Source organism: Rhodococcus sp. MTM3W5.2, from assembly GCF_001984015.1.
GTDB classification, from domain to species: Bacteria; Actinomycetota; Actinomycetes; order Mycobacteriales; family Mycobacteriaceae; genus Rhodococcus_G; species Rhodococcus_G oryzae.
Map to the genome: position 1 here is coordinate 5,101,794 of NZ_CP019572.1, position 19,240 is coordinate 5,121,033.

22 protein-coding genes and 2 pseudogenes are annotated in these 19,240 nt (G+C 68.6%); 11 read left to right on the top strand and 13 right to left on the bottom strand.

Features of this window, described 5'->3' with window-relative positions; genetic code table 11:
* Window positions 1–103 precede the first annotated feature (103 nt).
* Genes BTZ20_RS23230 through BTZ20_RS23250 form a run of 5 tightly spaced genes read left to right on the top strand, consistent with a single transcriptional unit; the run spans window position 104 to window position 2,069 of the window.
* Window positions 104–298 carry a CbtB domain-containing protein gene (locus BTZ20_RS23230; RefSeq protein WP_077042972.1) on the top strand — a complete coding sequence of 65 codons (195 nt, stop codon included), beginning with the start codon at window positions 104–106 and terminating at the stop codon, window positions 296–298.
* Window positions 299–347: 49 nt separating this feature from the next.
* Window positions 348–773, top strand: a complete 426-nt coding sequence (locus tag BTZ20_RS29975; RefSeq protein WP_077042973.1) for an SH3-like domain-containing protein — start codon at window positions 348–350, stop codon at window positions 771–773.
* Window positions 770–1,066, top strand: coding sequence for an SH3-like domain-containing protein (locus tag BTZ20_RS29980; RefSeq protein ID WP_083742807.1), 297 nt, complete (start codon window positions 770–772; stop codon window positions 1,064–1,066). The genes BTZ20_RS29975 and BTZ20_RS29980 overlap by 4 nt, the downstream gene beginning before the upstream one ends.
* Window positions 1,063–1,743 carry a thiocyanate hydrolase subunit gamma gene (gene scnC / locus BTZ20_RS23245; RefSeq protein WP_077042974.1) on the top strand — a complete coding sequence of 227 codons (681 nt, stop codon included), beginning with the start codon at window positions 1,063–1,065 and terminating at the stop codon, window positions 1,741–1,743. The genes BTZ20_RS29980 and scnC overlap by 4 nt, the downstream gene beginning before the upstream one ends.
* A complete protein-coding gene (locus BTZ20_RS23250; protein ID WP_083742808.1) occupies window positions 1,740–2,069 on the top strand; it encodes a ScnB in 330 nt (109 codons plus the stop codon). The genes scnC and BTZ20_RS23250 overlap by 4 nt, the downstream gene beginning before the upstream one ends.
* A gap of 25 nt (window positions 2,070–2,094) precedes the next feature.
* Here the strand turns inward: BTZ20_RS23250 and BTZ20_RS23255 are convergent, their stop codons facing one another.
* Window positions 2,095–2,529 carry a PaaI family thioesterase gene (locus BTZ20_RS23255; RefSeq protein ID WP_077042976.1) on the bottom strand — a complete coding sequence of 145 codons (435 nt, stop codon included), beginning with the start codon at window positions 2,527–2,529 and terminating at the stop codon, window positions 2,095–2,097.
* A 60-nt stretch (window positions 2,530–2,589) separates the two neighbouring features.
* Here BTZ20_RS23255 and BTZ20_RS23260 point away from each other — a divergent pair, with 60 nt between their 5' ends.
* The 4 genes from BTZ20_RS23260 to BTZ20_RS23275 all read left to right on the top strand — a co-directional run bounded on the left by BTZ20_RS23260 (window position 2,590) and on the right by BTZ20_RS23275 (window position 5,474).
* Window positions 2,590–3,204 carry a TetR/AcrR family transcriptional regulator gene (locus tag BTZ20_RS23260; RefSeq protein WP_077042977.1) on the top strand — a complete coding sequence of 205 codons (615 nt, stop codon included), beginning with the start codon at window positions 2,590–2,592 and terminating at the stop codon, window positions 3,202–3,204.
* Entirely contained in the window at window positions 3,191–3,913 is a 723-nt protein-coding gene (locus BTZ20_RS23265; protein ID WP_077042978.1) for an HD domain-containing protein, read from the top strand. The genes BTZ20_RS23260 and BTZ20_RS23265 overlap by 14 nt, the downstream gene beginning before the upstream one ends.
* Before the next feature lie 226 nt (window positions 3,914–4,139).
* Window positions 4,140–4,571 (top strand): hypothetical protein, encoded by a 432-nt coding sequence (locus tag BTZ20_RS23270; RefSeq protein WP_223263481.1) that lies wholly within the window; start codon window positions 4,140–4,142, stop codon window positions 4,569–4,571.
* A 96-nt stretch (window positions 4,572–4,667) separates the two neighbouring features.
* On the top strand, window positions 4,668–5,474 hold the full coding sequence (locus tag BTZ20_RS23275) for a CPBP family intramembrane glutamic endopeptidase (RefSeq protein WP_077042979.1): 807 nt from the start codon (window positions 4,668–4,670) through the stop codon (window positions 5,472–5,474).
* 7 nt (window positions 5,475–5,481) lie between these two features.
* Here the strand turns inward: BTZ20_RS23275 and BTZ20_RS29985 are convergent, their stop codons facing one another.
* Together BTZ20_RS29985 and BTZ20_RS29990 are read right to left on the bottom strand one after the other, a co-directional pair.
* A complete protein-coding gene (locus BTZ20_RS29985) occupies window positions 5,482–5,892 on the bottom strand; it encodes a hypothetical protein (protein ID WP_411269168.1) in 411 nt (136 codons plus the stop codon).
* A gap of 75 nt (window positions 5,893–5,967) precedes the next feature.
* A pseudogene (locus tag BTZ20_RS29990) lies at window positions 5,968–6,947 on the bottom strand (FAD-dependent oxidoreductase); the annotation flags it as partial.
* 72 nt (window positions 6,948–7,019) lie between these two features.
* On the opposite strand from BTZ20_RS29990, the gene BTZ20_RS23285 reads away from it, so the two are divergent.
* Complete coding sequence (locus BTZ20_RS23285) at window positions 7,020–7,640, top strand: TetR family transcriptional regulator (protein WP_077042980.1); 621 nt, start codon at window positions 7,020–7,022, stop codon at window positions 7,638–7,640.
* Between the two features lie 69 nt (window positions 7,641–7,709).
* Window positions 7,710–8,966 (top strand): esterase-like activity of phytase family protein, encoded by a 1,257-nt coding sequence (locus BTZ20_RS23290; RefSeq protein WP_223263482.1) that lies wholly within the window; start codon window positions 7,710–7,712, stop codon window positions 8,964–8,966.
* 73 nt (window positions 8,967–9,039) lie between these two features.
* Here the strand turns inward: BTZ20_RS23290 and BTZ20_RS23295 are convergent, their stop codons facing one another.
* From BTZ20_RS23295 to BTZ20_RS23340, 10 genes and pseudogenes are all read right to left on the bottom strand, one after another.
* On the bottom strand, window positions 9,040–11,592 hold the full coding sequence (locus BTZ20_RS23295; RefSeq protein WP_077042982.1) for an ATP-dependent Clp protease ATP-binding subunit: 2,553 nt from the start codon (window positions 11,590–11,592) through the stop codon (window positions 9,040–9,042).
* A 303-nt stretch (window positions 11,593–11,895) separates the two neighbouring features.
* Entirely contained in the window at window positions 11,896–12,831 is a 936-nt protein-coding gene (locus BTZ20_RS23300; protein WP_077042983.1) for an esterase/lipase family protein, read from the bottom strand.
* A 103-nt stretch (window positions 12,832–12,934) separates the two neighbouring features.
* On the bottom strand, window positions 12,935–13,279 hold the full coding sequence (locus BTZ20_RS23305) for a histone-like nucleoid-structuring protein Lsr2 (protein WP_027500495.1): 345 nt from the start codon (window positions 13,277–13,279) through the stop codon (window positions 12,935–12,937).
* A 119-nt stretch (window positions 13,280–13,398) separates the two neighbouring features.
* A pseudogene (gene lysS / locus BTZ20_RS23310) lies at window positions 13,399–14,909 on the bottom strand (lysine--tRNA ligase).
* Between the two features lie 22 nt (window positions 14,910–14,931).
* Window positions 14,932–15,354, bottom strand: a complete 423-nt coding sequence (locus BTZ20_RS23315) for a rhodanese-like domain-containing protein (protein WP_077042985.1) — start codon at window positions 15,352–15,354, stop codon at window positions 14,932–14,934.
* Complete coding sequence (locus BTZ20_RS23320) at window positions 15,351–15,908, bottom strand: cysteine dioxygenase (protein ID WP_083742809.1); 558 nt, start codon at window positions 15,906–15,908, stop codon at window positions 15,351–15,353. The genes BTZ20_RS23315 and BTZ20_RS23320 overlap by 4 nt, the downstream gene beginning before the upstream one ends.
* Before the next feature lie 164 nt (window positions 15,909–16,072).
* Window positions 16,073–16,888, bottom strand: coding sequence for a type III pantothenate kinase (locus BTZ20_RS23325; protein ID WP_077042987.1), 816 nt, complete (start codon window positions 16,886–16,888; stop codon window positions 16,073–16,075).
* A gap of 2 nt (window positions 16,889–16,890) precedes the next feature.
* Window positions 16,891–17,331, bottom strand: a complete 441-nt coding sequence (gene panD, locus BTZ20_RS23330; protein ID WP_027500490.1) for an aspartate 1-decarboxylase — start codon at window positions 17,329–17,331, stop codon at window positions 16,891–16,893.
* Window positions 17,332–17,382: 51 nt separating this feature from the next.
* Window positions 17,383–18,297: a pantoate--beta-alanine ligase gene (panC, locus tag BTZ20_RS23335; RefSeq protein ID WP_077042988.1), complete on the bottom strand. Its 915-nt coding sequence runs from the start codon at window positions 18,295–18,297 to the stop codon at window positions 17,383–17,385.
* Entirely contained in the window at window positions 18,294–19,220 is a 927-nt protein-coding gene (locus tag BTZ20_RS23340; protein ID WP_077042989.1) for a Rossmann-like and DUF2520 domain-containing protein, read from the bottom strand. The genes panC and BTZ20_RS23340 overlap by 4 nt, the downstream gene beginning before the upstream one ends.
* Window positions 19,221–19,240 lie beyond the last annotated feature (20 nt).

The following is a 19,240-nucleotide window of genomic DNA, read 5'->3' on the forward strand; positions in this document are numbered from 1 at the left end:
GCCTCAGAATGCGGCAAAACGTGACGGGGATCACTGGCCCCGTGTCGCGGGCACACGCCGAGCTTCAGCTGGATCACGGGACGTCCCGTCACCAGGAGGAACCATGGCTCTAGTCCATTCACCAAGCGGGACAGCGGAGTCGCTGCGCGCGATCACCCTCACCGTCGGCGTGATCCTGCTCGCGCTGCTCACCCTCTACCTGGTCGGATTCGACCAGGGCGCGATCTCACGCACCGGCATGTACATGCACGAACTGATGCACGACGGCCGTCACCTGCTCGGCTTGCCCTGCCACTAGCCGCGGCAACAGACGAGATCGGCCGGCTCGACGAACCACGGAGACCTCGATGAGTTCACCGAACAGTTTCGACGCACTGCAGACTCGTGTCGCGGATATCGCACCGGTCTACCGCAATCCGCTCGACTCGCCCTACGAGCTCTCCAACGAGATGTTCGCGGCGTTGCGGCACGTCCTCCACGACGTCGGCGGCCAACCCGACCTCCCGATCGAGTACAAGGAGAAGGTCGAAGAGCCCTGGGAGATGAGCACCTACGTCACCTGCGAATGCCTGGGCTGGCGCGGCGTGTGGAACTCCGAGGAGCGGCGCCGGGCGGAGAACGACCTCGGCGCGACGCTCTACTTCGGGCTCCCCTACTACGCCCGTTGGGCCACCGTCGCCGCGAAGACCCTGATCAACAAGGGCCTGATCACCCCCGACGAACTGTCGGCCAAGCTGGACGAGGTGCGGGCCCGCACGAAGGCGGCATCATGACGAAGTTCCAGATCGGAGACCGCGTCACGGTCAAGGACGCGACCTCGATGTTCCACACCAGGACCCAGGCGTACACCCGCGGCCGGACCGGGGTGGTGGTCGAGCACCGCCCGGAGTGGGTGATCCCCGAGGACGAGGCGTGGGGACGCGAGGACGGCCGCAAGGAACCCTTCTACGTCGTGCGGTTCCGGCAGCGCGACCTGTGGCCGAAGTACACCGGATTCGATGACGACACCCTCGAGACCGAGTGCTCGGAGCGGTGGCTGGAACCCGCCGAGGAGGAGCCGAAGTGAGCCAGACGCACGATCACCACGCACCGATCCAGGAGTCCGGAGAGATCAGCGAGTTCGAGATATTGGAGACGGCCGTCCGGGAACTGGCGATCGAGAAGGGCCTGTTCTCGGCGGAGGACCACCGGCGCTTCTCGGAGTGGGCCGAGTCCGTCGGTCCAGCAGGCGGATCGCGGCTGGTGGCCAAGGCCTGGACGGACCCGGAGTTCAAGGCGCGGCTGCTCGCCGACGGCACCGAGACCTGCAAGGAGGTCGGCATCGACTGGCGGGACCCGACCGGGTCAGGGACCCCGAGCGACTACACGTACTTCTACGTCCTGGAGAACACCCCGACGGTGCACAACGTCATCGTCTGCACCCTGTGTTCCTGCTATCCGCGGCCGGTCCTCGGCATGTCGCCGGACTGGTATCGCACCCCCAACTATCGCAGGCGCCTGGTCCGCTGGCCGCGAGAGGTGCTCGCGGAGTTCGGGTTACACATGCCGCCCGAGGTCGAGGTGCGGGTGCACGACTCGAACCAGAAGTCGCGGTTCATGGTGATGCCGATGCGGCCCGAGGGCACCGAGGGATGGACCGAGGAACAGCTCGCCGCCATCGTCACCCGCGACACCATGATCGGGGTCGCGCTGCCCCAGGTCGACTGGACCGCCTCCGAGCCCCCGTCGAAGGTAGGTGCGTGATGAGCGACGGATACCGGGTGCTGTTCGACACGCTCGAGCCCGGATCGCGGCGCGAGTCGAGCCTGCCCGAGCTGGACGGGAAGCCGGCGCCGTGGGAATCGAGCATGCAGGCCACCTGCGAATGCCTGTCCTGGCGTGGGGCGCTCGACAACCTGGAGCGACGCGAGGCCGAGGACGAGCTCGGCGAGACCATCTACCTCGATTTCCCGGTCCGCGCGCGCTCCGCGGTGGTGACCGCGCACGCCCTGCTGGACCTGGGCATCATCGACCAGGACGAACTGCGGTCGAAGATGGAGGCGGTGCGGGAGCGGTTCGAACGCGAATGACACCACCGGCGGGAATGGCCGCCGCTCAGCCGACCTGATACGTCCCCATGCCCTTGGCCACCAGCGTGCCGCCGCCCGTGGTCACGATGTCCACGGAGCAACTGCTCAGCCGGCGGCCCTGGCGCACGCGCGTTCCGATGATGTCGACGTCCTCGGCGAACGCCGGCTCCAGGAACTGGATCGACATGGCGACGGTGACGCCCCGCAGCTTTTCGGGGACCCTCGGCCCGGCCCACGCCGCGGCCATGATCCCGATGTCGATGCACCCGGCGAGCGCGCCGCCGTGGACCATCTCGCCGACGGTGACCAGGTTTTCGCGAAAGGGCATGCGCAGGCGTGCGTGATCGTCACCGATGTCGATGAGCTCGATACCGAGGTGTTGCACGAAGGGTGAATGCGGCAGGAACAGCCGCATCGCCTCGGAGCCCGTGGTGGGCGCCTGGATTGTTGCCTCGGACATGACCCTCACCCCTCAATCAGAGTTTGACTACGTTTTCGGAACTGTACTACGGTTTCTGTCATGAGCCTAGACCCGCCTGCCGACCGCAGGCGCCGCCGCACGCACACGGCCGTCCTCGACGCCGCGGATTTGCTGTTCACCCGGGACGGCTACCGCGCCACGAGCGTCGATGCCCTGGCGAACGAGGCGGACGTCGCGCTCAGCTCTATCTACGCGAACTTCCCCGGCGGCAAGTCCGACGTGTACGCCGCCCTCGCCTGCCGCACGGCGAGCGAGCACGCGGAGGGCATGCGCGAGGCGATGACCGGCGACACCGCCGAGGACCGGCTCCTGGCGACCTTCGACGCGTACGTCGCGTTCCATCGCGCCCGACCGCTGGCCTTCCGGATCCTCGGCCTGACGGACGTCGACGACCGGGATTCCGAGGTCGTGGCGCAGGCCCGAACGCGCATCGACGCGACGCTGATCGGGATCACTCGCGAACTGGTGTCGGCGATCGGTTCGACCCTGCCCGGCACCGAGGAGATCGTGCTGCTGGCCTGGGCGACCGTCAACGGGGTGCTCAGCCTCGAGCTTCGCCGCACGATCTCCCGCGGCAGCGCGGATGCGCTCATCGAGATGGCCCGGGCGGACGGCGCCCGCAGATTGAAGGAGTCGGCACATGCTCAGAGGTGAACTGGGCCGGGCGGACCGGCTCCGGGTCATGCTGCAGGCGGCCACCATCCAGACCCGTGCGCTGCCAAGCCAATTGGCGGGAGTGCCGAAGTCCGGCCCGGCGATCCCTGCGCTGGTCGACCCGCCCGATTCCGCCCTGGCCAGGGAGGCGCTCGAGCACGCCCGCGACGTGCTCAGCCCCGGTGTCCTCGCGCACAGCCTGCGGTGCTGGCAGTGGGCCATGCGATTTCGCGCGGTGGAAGGCCTCGAACCCGACCCCGAGGCACTGTTCGTCGCGTGCATCCTGCACGACACGGCACTGGGCACGCCCGCCGACCCGCACGTCGGCTGCTTCGCTCTGCTGGGGGCCGAGGAGGCCAGGCGGTTCGTGGTCGCCCGTGGTGCCCCCGCCGCCTCGGCGGAGACGGTGGCCACCGCGATCGCGCGCCACATGGACCCGCGCACGCCCACCGGACACGGCCCCGAGGCCGCCCTGCTGCACGACGCCGCGCACCTCGACGTCGCCGGGTATCGGGTTCGGGACCTGGCGCCGGAGGTGCTGCGCTCCGTCATCGCGACGCTCCCCCGCGACGGGCTGGGCGCGGAATTCGGCGAGCTCGCCCGGCACGAGAGCCGGGTGAGGCCCCGATCGACGGTCGCCGTGCTGTGGCGCAGCGGGATGCGGATCCCCCTACGCCTCAACCCCCTCGACCGGCTCAGAGATCACTGACCACGACGACGGCATAACGTGCTGTTCATGACCCCGATGACGATCCGACAACCCCGGTTCCTGCCGGCGGTGCCACCCGGATCGTGGCGCTGGCGCGCGCCGCCCACAGGAGGAGGCTGCGGGGCGAGGGCCGGTCCTGGTCGGCATCGACGGCCCCTCGGGCGGCGGGAAATCCGCCCTCGCCGAACGGGTCGCCGCGGCACTGGACGACGCGCCGGTCGTCCGGATGGACGACCTCTACCCCGGCTGGGACGGCCTTGCCGCTGCCGTTCCCCGGCTGGTGCGGTGGGTCCTCTCCCCCGCCGGGCGCGGCCGGGTCCCGCGCTATCGGCGCTACGACTGGCATCGCGGCGGATACGCGGAATGGCGCGCGGTCCACCGCCACCGATACCTGATCGTCGAGGGTGCGGGCGCGACCACCGGGAGGGCTCGGGGGTACTACGCGGTGCGGGTGTGGGTCGACGCCGACCCGGACGAGCGGATGCGGCGCGCCCTGCGGCGCGACGGCGACATGTTCCGGCCGCACTGGGACCGCTGGGCCCGGCAGGAGACGGCGCTGTTCGGGTCGGACAGGACGCGGTGGGCCGCCCACGTCGTCGTCATCACGAGTACAGGTGCGGCACCGGGCCCGATGCCCCCGTCACTGGGCCCACGGTAGGAGACCGGGGCGACCAAGATCAGTTCCGGGGTGGATGCCCCAGGAGGCGCACCCGCGCGAGGCTGAGCCGGTCGGTCTCCCGAAAGTAGGTCCCGCGTGTTCCCACGCCTGCCCGATCGCACCGCGGCGATCGTCTACATCGCCCTCGTCCTGGCGTTCGCGCTCGGCACCGCGAACATCGCCGAGGGACTGCTGCTCGCCTTCTCACCCCTGCTGGTGGTGCTGGTCATGATGCTGATCGTCACGCGGGAGGGCTACCGCCGCGCCGGGTGGCGCCCGCTGGGCATGACCCGACTGGGCCTGCGGTACTGGCCCTTCGCGCTGCTGGCGACCGCGGGGGTGTCGGCACTCGCGATCGTCGGCGTCTCGCTGACAGGCGCCGGAAGCCTCACCGCCCCTTCGGGGGACTGGCTGCAGTCCACGCTCGTCCTCTGCATCACGGGGCCGATCCTCGCGTTCGCCGAGGAGATCGGCTGGCGGGGATACCTGCAGCCGCGCCTGGAGTTCCTCGGCGAGCGGCGGGCGATGCTCGTGGTTGGCGTGGTGTGGATCTGCTGGCACCTCCCCTACATCCTGCTGACCCCGTACTACCACGCCGAGGGGCAGCGCGCCGTCGTGCTCATGCTGTTCGGCGGCACGGTGGTCGCGTTCTCGTTCCTGTTCGGCTACTTGCGCATTCGCTCCGGCAGCGTGTGGCCGGCCGTCCTCGCGCACTTCGCGCACAACGCCTCGTTCGCGGTTCTCGCCACCTACGTGATCACCACCGACCGCCCCGTCGTCGTCAACGAGTACCTGGCCGGGGACACCGGCCTGTTCGTGCTGGTCGGCACCGCTGCCTTCGCGATCGCGCTCGCGCGACGAGGACGAACGAGTCGACGAGTCACCGCGTCGATCTCGGCGTGATCGGCTCCTAGGCCGCTGCACCCGTCCACGCACGCAGCGCCGCGCGCCAGCCGCTGTCGCCTGCCGTGGTCCCGACCCACGCGATGTATCCGTCGGGGCGCACCAGCAGATCGGGTCCGGCGTCGGTTCGTTCGGCTTGGAGGACGTCGGTGTCGCGGCGGGTCGCACCGCGCCGACGGACGAGCACGAAACCAGGGGTGCGTTGCACTTCGGTCAGCCGACCCCGCCGCAGCGGCACCTCGGTGGCGCGGGTGCCGACGAGCGAGTGCTGCCCGCGACCGTGCTGATAATGCAGGGTGACGCCGGAGAAGGCGCCTGCGATCAGGTTCGAGATCGGCCGGATCTGGAGGATCCTCGGCGCGAGGAGGTCGCGGGCCCACCGCGCCAGGGCCGGCTTCAGCGTCACGGCCCGCATCATCGCGCCGCTCTGGAACAGCACGCGGCGGCCGATCGGGTGTCGCTCGGACTGGTAGGTGTCGAGGATCGCGTCATCGGCGCCGCCGAGTGCGAGGTCGAGTTTCCAGGCCAGGTTGGCGCCGTCCTGGATGCCGGTGTTCATGCCCTGTCCGCCCATCGGGGAATGCACGTGGGCGGCGTCGCCTGCGAGGAACACGCGTCCGTGTCGATAGTTCTCGACCTGCCGCTCGTCGCAGTGGAACCGCGACCGCCAGCTGATCTCGCTGACGCCGACCGCACGGCCAAGGGTCCGGTCGAGGACCTCCTCGACCTCGCCTGGCTCCACACCGGCGCTGTCCGGGAGCTGGTGGTTGCGGTCCCACGTCACGGACCGATACCAGCCGTCGCCGTACGGCACGAGGAACGCGAACTCGTTCGCGGTGCTGCCGAGAACGGGCCCGCCGCCCCCTGGGCCGTTCGCGAGACGGACGTCCGCGAGGACGACGGACTCGAGGACGGTCTTACCGGGGAACGGTGTGCCGAGCAACTCGCGGACGGTGCTGTGGGCGCCGTCGGCACCGACGACGTAACGGGCCCGCCAGGCTCGGGTGGCGCCGCCGCCCTTGGGCTGGGCGGTGACGGTGACACCGTCGGATTCCTCTACCAGGCCAACGACTTCGGTGCCACGGTGAATCGCGGCACCCTGCTCGCAGGCGTACCGCAGGAGGGTCTGGTCCACATTGGTCTGGGGGTGATGAGGGCATACCGGTATCGCGACGGCAGCCGCGCCAGGTCGAGTGTCGCGTCTGCGAACAGGTGCACCTCGGCAATGGTGGTGCCCAGTTCGAGGAGATCCTCCGCCAGGTTGCGGCTGTCGAGCACCTCCAGCGTGCGGGCCATCGTCGCGAAGGCCCGGCTGGACGGATTGATCTGCGGCCAGCGTTCCAGGACGGCGACCTCACGTCCGGCGCGGGACAGATCTCCCGCGATCGTCAGGCCCGTCGGGCCACCGCCCACCACAACCACATCGACCTGTTCCATGACTCGCGCTCCCGCTATGTCACCGTCCGTTGACATAGACGGTACGCCGCTCGACACCGCAAGTCCACGCTCGGTGACTTATCCGATCTCGCGGGATAGGTTCGGGGAATGACCAGCACGAGCGTCGGCGATACCGGACCCACCCGCGCCAGGAACGCCGAACAGACCAGCGCGGACATCCTCTCCGCTGCCAGGGCTCGCTTCGCCGCGGACGGATTCGAACGCACCACCCTGCGGGCCGTCGCGGCAGACGTGGGAATCGATCCCGCGCTGGTGATTCGCTACTTCGGCAGCAAGAAGGACCTGTTCGCAGCGGCAGCCCACGTCACGCTCGATTTCCCGGACCTGCGCGGCGTGCGACCCGACATGCTGGCAGAGGTCCTGCTGCCCCGCTTCTTCGCTGTATGGGAGGGCCAGAGCACCTTCCTCGCCCTACTCCGCTCGGCGATGACCAGCGAGAGCGCCGCGGCCACGATGAGAGCGGTCTTCATCACCCAGGTGGCGCCCGCACTGTCGGTGGTCACCCCCGACGAACCCGCCCGGCGGATCGGCATGGTCGGCTCGTTCATCATCGGTTTGGCCACCGCCCGCTACGTGCTGGCCACCCCCGGGATAGCCGAGGCCGGCCACGCAGAGATCACGCGGTGGGCGGGTCCCGTCATCGAGCACCTCCTGACCGGCCCGGCACCGGACGACCAGGCGGACGAGATCACGACCCGACCGAGATGACCCACCACAACCCCGATGTTCGCCCGGCCGACGGCTGATGGTCACCCGGCCGCCCTAGGTTCAGCCCTCATGCGCACCCACACAACCATGTTGACCGCGGCGGCAGCCGCGGTCCTCGCCGCCGTCGCGGCCGCACCCGCCTCCGCCGCGCCGCCTGCGGCCCCGATCGTGAAGTCGTCCGCGACGCTGCCCGCCACCCCGCTCTCCGACGTCGAACGACAGATCACCGACGACCGGGGCGTCATCCTCGGCGGCATCGGCAGCGGGATCTTCCCCGTCGGTGGAAACGAGTACTGGACCGTCACCGATCGTGGACCGAACGGCGAGGTGAAGGTGGACGGCTCGGACCGACGCACCTTCGTCGTCCCGGAGTTCACCCCCGCGCTGGTCCGGATCCGGGTCGTGGGCGACCGGATCGCCGTGCTCGAGACGCTGCCGTTGACCACTCCCGCAGGCGCACCCGTCACCGGACTCTCGAACCTCCCCCGCGACGAGAAGCCGTACGCCGCCGACGCCGCCACACCGCTCCCCCTGAACCCCAACGGACTCGACACTGAGGGCGTGGTCCGCACCCCGGACGGCCATTTCTGGCTGGTCGACGAATACGGCCCCTCCATCGTCGAGGCCGACGCCAAGGGCCGCGTCGTCGCCCGGCACGTGCCCGCCGGCCTCGAGGACGACTATGCCGGCGCCGGTGTGGCTTATCCGGTGACCGGCAGCCTCCCCGCGGGCCTGGCCGACCGGAAGGCCAACCGCGGCTTCGAGGACATCGCCCTGCTCCCGGACGGCCACACCGTCGCCGTCGCGCTGCAGAGTTCGCTCGTGGTCAGCGGCGACAAGGACCGCACCGTCACCGAGCTGCTCACCTTCGACACCGCGACCCGTGCCACCGTGCACGAGTTCGGGTACCAGTTCGACGACCCGTCCACCTTCGCCGCGGGCACCAGGGGCCGCGACCTGAAGATCTCGGCGCTGATCCCGCTGTCGCAGACCCGGGTCCTCGTCGAGGAGCGCACCGACACCGAGGCCCGCTTCCACGCCGTTGACCTGGACCCCAGCCGCGCGCTGATCACCAGCGCCGACAAGACGCTGTTCGCGAACCTCGCAGGCGTCGCAGGTGTGCCCGGCAAGATCGAGGGCGCCGCGATGCACGGCAACCGGCTGATCCTGATCTCCGACAACGACTTCGGATTCGACGGCACCCGCGCCTATGCGGCAGGCCAGGACGTCGCGAACAGCGGCATCGAGACGGTTCTGGTCGAGGTGAAGGTCGACGACGGCGGCGGATCCTCGGATCTCCCCTTCCCGGTGACGCCGCTCTCCTGAGCCGCGAATTCCGCATTAGACACGACAACGCCCCGCGAGCTCTCGCTCGCGGGGCGTTTGTCGTCTGTGAAACCTAGTCGGCGGAACCGCCCTCGACGGGGGCCTCGCCTGCACCCGCCAGCGCCTCCGCAGGCGAATCGGGCACCTTGACCGGCTTCGGGCTACCGGTGAACGTGAACTTCGCGTCCTCGCCGGAGCTCTCGCCGTCCCAGCCCTCGACGTCGACCAGGACGATCTGGCCGGCACCGAGCTCGTTGAAGAGGATCTTCTCCGAGAGCTGGTCCTCGATCTCGCGCTGGATGGTGCGACGCAGCGGCCGCGCACCAAGGACGGGATCGAACCCGCGCTTGGCGAGCAGCGACTTCGCCTGCTCGGTCAGCTCGATGTCCATGTCCTTGTTCTTCAGCTGCTTCTCGACGCGGCCGATCATCAGGTCCACCATCTGGATGATCTGATCCTTGGTCAGCTGGTGGAAGACGATGATGTCGTCGATGCGGTTGAGGAACTCGGGCCGGAAGTGCTTCTTGAGCTCGTCGTTGACCTTGAGCTTCATCCGCTCGTAGTTCGACTCGCTGCCCGTTCCTGACGAGAAGCCCAGCCCGACGGCCTTGGAGATGTCCGAGGTGCCCAGGTTCGAGGTGAAGATCAGCACGGTGTTCTTGAAGTCGACAGTGCGGCCCTGACCGTCGGTGAGACGGCCGTCCTCGAGCACCTGCAGGAGGGTGTTGTAGATCTCCTGGTGCGCCTTCTCGATCTCGTCGAACAGCACCACCGAGAACGGCTTGCGCCGGACCTTCTCCGTGAGCTGGCCGCCCTCCTCGTAGCCGACGTACCCGGGAGGGGCACCGAACAGCCGCGAGGCGGTGAAGCGGTCGTGGAACTCGCCCATGTCGATCTGGATGAGCGCGTCGTCGTCGCCGAACAGGAAGTTCGCCAGCGCCTTGGACAGCTCGGTCTTACCGACACCGGACGGGCCGGCGAAGATGAACGAACCGGACGGACGCTTCGGATCCTTCAGGCCGGCACGGGTGCGGCGGATCGCCTTGGAGACCGCCTTGACGGCGTCCTCCTGGCCGATGATCCGCTTGTGCAGCTCGTCCTCCATGCGGAGCAGACGGGTGGTCTCCTCCTCGGTGAGCTTGAACACCGGGATGCCGGTCCAGTTGCCAAGGACCTCGGCGATCTGCTCGTCGTCGACCTCGGCGATGACGTCCAGGTCACCGGAACGCCACTGCTTCTCCCGCTCGGAGCGCTGGGCGACCAGCTGCTTCTCCTTGTCGCGGAGGTTCGCGGCCTTCTCGAAGTCCTGCGCGTCGATCGCGGACTCCTTCTCCCGGCGCGCGTCGGCGATCTTGTCGTCGAACTCGCGCAGGTCCGGCGGCGCGGTCATCCGGCGGATGCGCATTCGGGCGCCCGCCTCGTCGATGAGGTCGATCGCCTTGTCCGGCAGGAAGCGGTCGTTGATGTACCGGTCGGCCAGGGTGGCCGCGGCCACCAGCGCGCCGTCGGTGATCGAGACGCGGTGATGCGCCTCGTAGCGGTCCCGCAGACCCTTGAGGATCTCGATGGTGTGCTCGACCGTCGGCTCGCCGACCTGGACCGGCTGGAACCGGCGCTCGAGGGCGGCGTCCTTCTCGATGTACTTGCGGTACTCGTCGAGGGTGGTCGCACCGATGGTCTGCAGCTCGCCGCGGGCCAGCTTGGGTTTGAGGATCGAGGCCGCGTCGATGGCGCCCTCGGCCGCGCCCGCACCGACCAGCGTGTGCAGCTCGTCGATGAACAGGATGATGTCGCCGCGGGTGTTGATCTCCTTGAGCACCTTCTTCAGGCGCTCCTCGAAGTCACCGCGGTAGCGGCTGCCCGCGACCAGGGAACCCAGGTCGAGGGTGTACAGCTGCTTGTCCTTCAGCGTCTCGGGGACCTCGCCGTTGACGATGGCCTGTGCCAGGCCCTCGACGACCGCGGTCTTGCCGACGCCGGGCTCACCGATGAGGACCGGGTTATTCTTGGTCCGGCGGCTGAGCACCTGCATGACCCGCTCGATTTCCTTCGAGCGGCCGATGACCGGGTCGAGCTTGCCCTCGAGGGCGGCCTGGGTCAGGTTCCGGCCGAACTGGTCGAGGACCAGCGACGTCGACGGGGTGCCCGCCTCGCCGCGGGTGCCGCCCGCCTCGGAGGGTTCCTTGCCCTGGTAGCCGGACAGCAGCTGGATGACCTGCTGACGGACCCTGTTCAGGTCGGCGCCCAGCTTGACCAGCACCTGGGCTGCCACGCCCTCGCCCTCACGGATGAGGCCGAGCAGGATGTGCTCGGTACCGATGTAGTTGTGGCCGAGCTGCAGCGCCTCGCGCAGGCTCAGCTCCAGCACCTTCTTGGCGCGCGGGGTGAAGGGGATGTGACCGGACGGGGCCTGCTGGCCCTGGCCGATGATCTCTTCCACCTGGCTGCGCACGCCTTCAAGGGAGATACCCAACGACTCCAGCGACTTCGCCGCCACGCCCTCACCCTCGTGGATGAGGCCGAGCAGGATGTGCTCTGTGCCGATGTAGTTGTGGTTGAGCATCCGGGCCTCTTCTTGGGCCAGGACAACAACGCGCCGCGCGCGGTCGGTGAACCTCTCGAACATCGCTCTCCCTCACGTTCTTCTTGGGGTAGATCCCTACACGGAATCCACGAGCCGCACCTCTACTCTAGTGGCCAGTGGTACGACCTGCGCCGCCTCCATCCCATTCACTGCGGGACAGTGTGCCTGCTTACTGGTCCTAACGCAGCAGCCAGGGGTTTCGTTTCCCGTCAGCTCTACGCCAGCAGCGAACAGGGGCAGATGCGACGTCGGTCGCGCACCTTTTCCCAAGTTCGCACAGCGATCGGGCACCCAACGCGTGTGCGACCTTGCCAAAGAGTGTGCGCAGTCGATCGGGAGAAGGGCTCAGCCTGCGACGGGCGGCACGAACACGCAGGGCACCTCGCGCTGATGCGCGGGATCGAGCGCATTGAGCACCATCGTCCGCGCCCGCCGCTCGCCCGCGATCGACAGGTGGTCCGAGTAGTCCTGTTCGCAGCCGTCCTGCACGACGATGTTGGTCGCCTGCGGTCCTGGCTCGATGCCGGAGGTGTACGGAACCACGATCTCGTCGTAGCGGGTGACGATGTTGGTGTACTCGATACCCGGCACGTACAGGCCGCCGGACCGCATGCGGTCCACGAATCCCGAGCCGTGCATCATCTCGGGACAGGCCTTGCATACAGGGAATCCGAGCTGGAATTCGTCGTCGACGCCCAACCCGCGCAGCGCGGCGCCGAGGCTGAAACCATCGACCCCATAGGTCCCGTCCCACGGCGGCGCCAACGAGACGATCCGGCCGACCTTGGTCGCCCCGCCACCGAACTTCACATAGTTGTTGGCCACCACGGTGCCCTGGGAGTGGCCGACCAGGTCCACCTTGTCGGCGCCGGTCGTGGCGAGAACCAGGTCCACGAACGCCGCGAGCTGCTCGGTGCTCTCCTCCATGGGGAGCATGCCGCCGATCCCGCTCAGCGGCGCCGGGAGGTCGGGGAAGTTGCCATAGGTGAGGGCGAAGACGCAGAAACCCTCGTTCGCCAGCATCGGCGCGTACGCGGCCCAGTTGGTCTGCCGATTGCCCGCGGTGCCGTGCACCAGGACGACGGGTGTTGGATGTTCCGCGGTCGGCCGGCACGACCAGTCATTGCTGCCGGGCGCCGATCCGCCAGGATTGGTCAATTCGGGCATGACGCCGGAAAGAAAGGTATCGGGTTCGGGAAGGGGCGCTGCGCCCGCGGCGCCTGTGCTCCAGAACAACGCGGCCGCCGAAATCAATGAACCGATCACAATTCGCCAGCGCATGACACTCCCCTCGAGTTGCTCCCTCGCCCGCCCGCCCGATCGCGAGGCTAACAGCCTGCATGCGATGGGGCGGGCGAAACGAGAGCACAAAACTTCAGGAAGATCAGTTGGCTTTGTTGTACGCCTCGGTGATTTCCGCCGAGATACGACCGCGGGCCGAAACCTTGTGGCCATTGCGCCGCGCCCACTCGCGAATCGCCGCACTCTGTTCGCGGTCGATCGCCACCCGACTCTTGCCGCCTGCTACCGCGGCCTTGGCCCGCCGACGCCCGGTGGACCGTCGTGCGTGGGAAACCCAAACCTCAAGCTGCTCGCGCAGTTTAGCGGCATTCGCTGACGACAGGTCGATCTCGTACGTGACGCCGTCGAGACCGAACTCGACCGTTTCGTCGGCGGCCGCTTCCTGGTCCACATCATCGATCAGGGTGACGGTGACCTTTTTCGCCATGGATCGAGTTTCCTTTCAATGAACTGCAATTTTGCGCTTCCCCGCGCCGGCTGCGACGAGTCTACGCCCATTCCGACGGACGCAATACCGGAGAAAAGCAAATTAGCAATTGAAAGAGGTCAGCGAGCCGAGGGGCGCACAATTGGGAAGAGGATAGTTTCGCGGATACCCAATCCCGTCAACGCCATCAACAGGCGGTCGATCCCCATCCCGGTGCCCGTCGTGGGCGGCATTCCCTGCTCCATCGCGGCGAGGAACTCCTCGTCAAGGGCCATCGCCTCGTCGTCGCCGGCCGATGCCAGCCGTGCCTGGTCCACGAACCGCTCGCGCTGGATCACCGGGTCGACGAGTTCCGAGTAGCCGGTGGCCAGCTCGAACCCGCGAACGTAGAGGTCCCACTTCTCCGTCACGCCCGGCTCGCTGCGGTGCTGACGGGTCAGCGGCGAGGTCTCCACCGGGAAGTTCCGCACGAAGGTGGGCGCGAAGAGCTGGTCGCCGCACTGGTGCTCCCACAGCTCTTCGACGAGCTTGCCGTGGCCGTACCCCTTGTCCTTGGGCACCTCGAGTCCGACCTTCTCGGCGAGGGCCAGCAGTTCGTCGACGGTCGTCTCGGGAGTGACGGACACCCCGATCGCCTCGGACAGCGACGGGTACATCTCGAGCGTCTTCCACTCGCCGCCGAGGTCGTATTCGGTGCCGTCCGCGAGCGTCACCAGCTGGGTCCCGAAGGCGGCCTGCGCCACCTCGTGGATCAATTCGCGGGTCATCGTCGCTGAATCGTCGTAGGTGCCGTACGCCTCGTACGTCTCGAGCATCGCGAACTCCGGCGAGTGCGTCGAATCGATGCCCTCGTTGCGGAAGTTCCTGTTGATCTCGAAAACCTTCTCGATACCGCCGACGACGCATCGCTTGAGGAACAGTTCCGGGGCGATACGCAGATACAGATCGATGTCGAGGGCATTCGAATGAGTGATGAACGGGCGCGCAGCGGCGCCGCCCGCCAGCGTCTGCAGCATCGGGGTCTCCACCTCGAGGAACCCGCGCCGCTCGAGCGCATTGCGCAGCTCACGGACCACCGCGACGCGCTTGCGGGCCATCTCCCGCGCCTCGGGCCGCACGATCAGGTCGGCGTAGCGCTGACGGACCCGCGACTCCTCGTTCATCTCCTTGTGCGCGACCGGCAGCGGACGCAGCGACTTCGAGGCGATCTGCCAGGCGTCGGCCATCACCGAGAGCTCACCGCGGCGGGAGCTGATCACCTCGCCGTGCACGAAGACGAAGTCGCCCAGGTCGACGTCCGACTTCCACGCCGCCAGCGCGTCCTCGCCGACGGACGCCAGGCTGATCATGGCCTGCAGCTGGGTGCCGTCGCCTTCCTGCAACGTCGCGAAGCAGAGCTTGCCGGTGTTGCGGACGAAGATCACCCGGCCGACGACGCCGACCTCGGTGCCCGTGGCCGTGTCCGGCTCCAGGTCAGGGTGCTGCGCGCGCACCTGCGCGAGCGAGTGGGTGCGCGGCACCGAGACCGGATAGGCCTCCTGCCCCTGCGCCAGGATCCGGTCCCGCTTCTCTCGGCGGATCCGGAGCTGCTCGGGGTGTCATCGGCCGGCTGGATTGCTGCATCACTCACGGGTGACCAGCATAATGCGCCCTCAGTGAGCGGCGACGGCCGCGGCCTCCCGAACGTAGTGCCGGGCCCTGGTTGCGACGCCGAGCAGGCCGGCGGAACGGAGCGCCTGGTACCCGCCGACGAGGTCGGTCGCCCGGTGCAGACCCAGTTCCTGCAGCGCCGCGGCGGCCAGGCTGGAGGTGTAGCCCTCCGAGCAGACCACGATCCACTCGACGTCGTGATCGGCGGCCAGCGCGATGCGCGCGCTGCTCGCCGGGTCGAGGCGCCACTCGAGCACGTTCCTTTCGATCGCCAGCGCGCCCGGCAGCGCACCCTCGGCGGCACGCTGGGCCTGCGGCCGGATGTCGACGACGATCGCGCCGCGGGCGACGGCCTCGGCGACCTCGAACACGTACATGCGGCGGTAGCTGCGGCGGGCCTTCTCGAGCATCTCGTCGATGGTCATGCCGACTGTCCTTCCGGGAGATCGGTCAGCTCGGTGCGGGTACGTCGCAGGGTGCCCTGATCGGTCACCTCGTAGTAGGACATCGCCGTGAGCGGCGGCGAGTAGGCGTGCACGCTCAGCGTCGGAGCAACGGCGTCGCCGGGGGCCTGCATGACGTCGTGCACCCAGCCGAGCGGGAACGAGGCCTGATCGCCCGCGTCGAGCGTGCGGTACTTCAGTTCACCACCGCTCCAACGGTATTCGGCCAGCACACCGCTCAGTACGGTGAGCGCACCGAGCGATCCGGCATGGTCGTGCAGTTCGGTCGCGAGGCCGGGCGCCCAGCTGATCAGCCAGACGTCGACGTCATCGTCGGCGTGCAGGCGGGTGGACCAGCGCTCGTCCGTCGGCCACGACCCGGTACCGGGCAGCAGATCGGCGAAGCGGCCGTCGAGCACGTCCTGCGCGCCCTGATCGGTGATGCGCAGCAGGTCAGCCGGCCGCAGGCGGCTCGGTGAGGACAGCGCGTTGACTGGTGATGGCACCAAAGAAGAGACCACAGATGTGGAAAGCATGGGAGAGACTCCAGGAGGGTGAATTGGTCAAGGCCGTTGTGACGTGCCTCAACGAATCGAGGCGGCGTTCAGCCTCGACAACACTCCTGAGCAACCATGCGGCGATTCACGGCAACCAGTGTTGCACAGAACTCCGGATTGGCAAACCCTCCTGCCATCGGCTGTCAGCCGACCGGCGGGTGCTTCGCGGCCCGTCGGGCCTGGTTGCGCTCGTAGACGATCCGCAGCCCCTCGAGCGCGAGGTCCCGTTCGATGTGCGCGATGGTCTCCGACTCCGGCATCACAAGCGGGGCGCTCTCCCCCGTGGCGATCACGTTCACGTCGTTGCCCGCGAACGCCGGCACCTCGGCGCGCACCCGTCGCACCAGACCGTCCACCAACCCGGCGAACCCGAAGATCGCACCGGCCTGCATGCACTCGACGCTGTTCTTGCCGACCACCGCCCGCGGACGCACCAACTCGAACTTCCGTAGCGCCGCCGAGTGCGAGGCGAGCGCGTCCGTCGAGGTCTCCAGACCGGGCGCGATCGCACCACCCAGGAACTCGCCCTTCGCCGAGACCACATCGACACAGGTCGCGACCCCGAAGTCCACGACGATGCACGGTCCCCCGTAAAGGTGGTGCGCGGCAAGACTGTTGACAATCCGGTCGGCCCCGACCTCCTTCGGGTTGTCGACCAGCAGCGGCACCCCGGTTCGCACACCGGGCTCGACCACCACGTGCGGGACGTGCTCCCAGTACCGGGACAGCATCACCCGCAGTTCCCGCAGCACCGACGGAACGGTCGACAGTGCCGACACCCCGACGATCTGGTCCACGCTCTCCCCGAGCAGGCCACGCAGCATCCAGGCCAACTCGTCCGCCGTCATCCGCGGATCCGTGCGCATCCGCCAGTCCCGCACCAACTTCGAGTGGTCACCCGCGCCGGTGAACAACCCGAGTGAGATGTTGGTGTTGCGGACGTCGACGGTGAGCAGCACTGCTACACCAGCGCCGAGGCGTCTTCGAGGGTGGAGAGCATCCGCGGCGTGATCAGGCCAGATCCCTCGGGGGCATGGGCCGGGTCGGCACCGAGCTCGATGGCCTTGTTGTCGGCGTCGACGAAGACCACACGCGGCTGGTAGTCGCGGACCTCCTGCTCGTTCATCACGCCATAGGCGATGAGGATGACCAGGTCGCCGGGGTGAACCAGATGCGCTGCCGCACCGTTGATCCCGATCACCCCGGAGCCGCGCTCACCCGCGATCACGTAGGTCTCGAGACGGGCGCCGTTGTTGATGTCCACGATGCACACCTGCTCGCCCTCGAGCAGGTCGGCGGCGTCCATCAGGTCCTGGTCCACGGTGACCGAACCGACGTAGTGCAGGTCGGCGTGGGTCACGGTGGCGCGGTGGATCTTCGACTTCATCATGGTGCGAAACATGTTGTGTCCTTCGGGTCTGGCTGGAAATCAGGGTCGGTAGAGGGGGTGCACTTACCCCGCCGCTGTCGTCTGCGTGGTGCGGGAATCCTCTTCCCGTTCGAGGAATCCGGTGCCGACGGCGACGCCGACGTTGTCGATCAGTCGGGTGCTACCGACCTTGGCCGCCACGAGCAGCCGCCCGTCCCCACGCTCGGGCGCTGGTCCCAGGTCGACGCCGCGGACCTCGAGGTAGTCGACTTCCACCTCCGGGGTCGTCGCCAGCACCTCGCGGGCGGTGGCGAGGATCGCCTCGGCTCCACCTGCCGCGGCGTGCGCCCCCGCCACCAGCGCGGCGGAGATGGTCGCGGCCGCGGTGCGCTGGGCCTCGTCGAGGTACCGGTTCCGCGAGGACAGCGCGAGGCCGTCCTGCTCGCGCACCGTCGGGACGCCATAGACCTCGACGTCCAGGTTCAGGTCGCGGACCATCTGCCGGATCAGCGCGAGCTGCTGGTAGTCCTTCTCACCGAAGTACGCGAGGTTGGGTCCGACGATCTGGAACAGCTTGTTCACGACGGTCAGCATCCCGGCGAAGTGCGTCGGGCGGCTGGCGCCTTCGAGCTCACTGCCCAGCGGACCCGGGTGGATCATGGTGCGCCTGCCCGCCGGGTACATCGCGGCGGCCGACGGCGCGAACACCAGCTCCACCCCGGCCTCGCGCAGCAGTTCGAGGTCCCGGTCCAGGGTGCGCGGGTACGCGTCGAGATCCTCGCCCGCACCGAACTGCAACGGGTTGACGAAGATGGACACCACCACCACGCTGCCGCGCAGCTTGGCCTGGCGGACGATCTCCAGGTGACCCGCGTGCAGCGCGCCCATGGTCGGCACCAACGCCACCTGGCGCCCGACGCCGCGCAGCGCCTTGGTGACCTTGGTCAGCTCGGCGGGTTCGTGGTGCACGGTCAGTTCACCGCGTGCGTAGCCGTTCACGAGCGGCCCTCCAGGATCTCGATCAGTTCGGGCTTGGACCCGGTCCGCTGAGCGGACCGGAGCGAAAGGGCGCGGTAACCGGCCGCGATCCGGGGGTCGACGTCCTCGAGAACCCTGAGATGGGTCGCGACGGCCGCGGCGTCGCCGCGGGCCACCGGCCCGGTGAGCGCCGCAGGACCGCGCCGGAGCGCGTTGTCCAGGGCGGCCGACAGCAGCGGGCCCAGCACCCGCTCGGCCACCCCGTTGGGCTGGTCGTCGACGAGCTGCTGGCCGAGGAGTTCGTCTCCCGCCAGCGCGACGCGGAGCGCGGCGACGGCGTCCACGACCAGGGTGACCAGGTGATTGCTGCCGTGCGCGAGCGCCGCGTGGTACAGCGCACGGGCCTCCTCGCGGACCCGGACGGGCTCCCCGCCGATCTCGAGGACCAGTGACTGCGCGATCGCGTAGCCGATCTCGTCCGCCGCGGTGATACCGAAACACGCGGAGGACAGCCGCGCGGTGTCCTCGTCGTGCCCGGTGAAGGTCATGGCGGGATGGATCGCCATCGGCAGCGCGCCGAGGGCGGTCAGCGGCTCGAGCACACCAACGCCGTTGGCGCCCGAGGTGTGCGCGACGAGGGTGCCGGGCTTGACGGAGCGGGTGGCGGCCAGGCCGCTGACCAGCCCCGCGAGCTCTGCGTCCGGGACGGCCAGCAGCAACAGCTCGCAGCGCGACGCCACCTCGGCGGCGGGCAGGATCTCGGTCTCGGGAAGCCTGGTCTCGGCCCGGCGAATCGACGCGTCGGACACCGCGGAACAGGCGACGACAATGTGGCCGACGCGCTCGAGCGCAGCACCGATCGCCGTTCCCACGCGTCCCGCCGAGACGATTCCGATGGTCAATCGTGCGGGCGCGGGGTCTTGAGTGATCTCGGAGGAGGTCACCGTTGTCCTCTCGTTCGTTC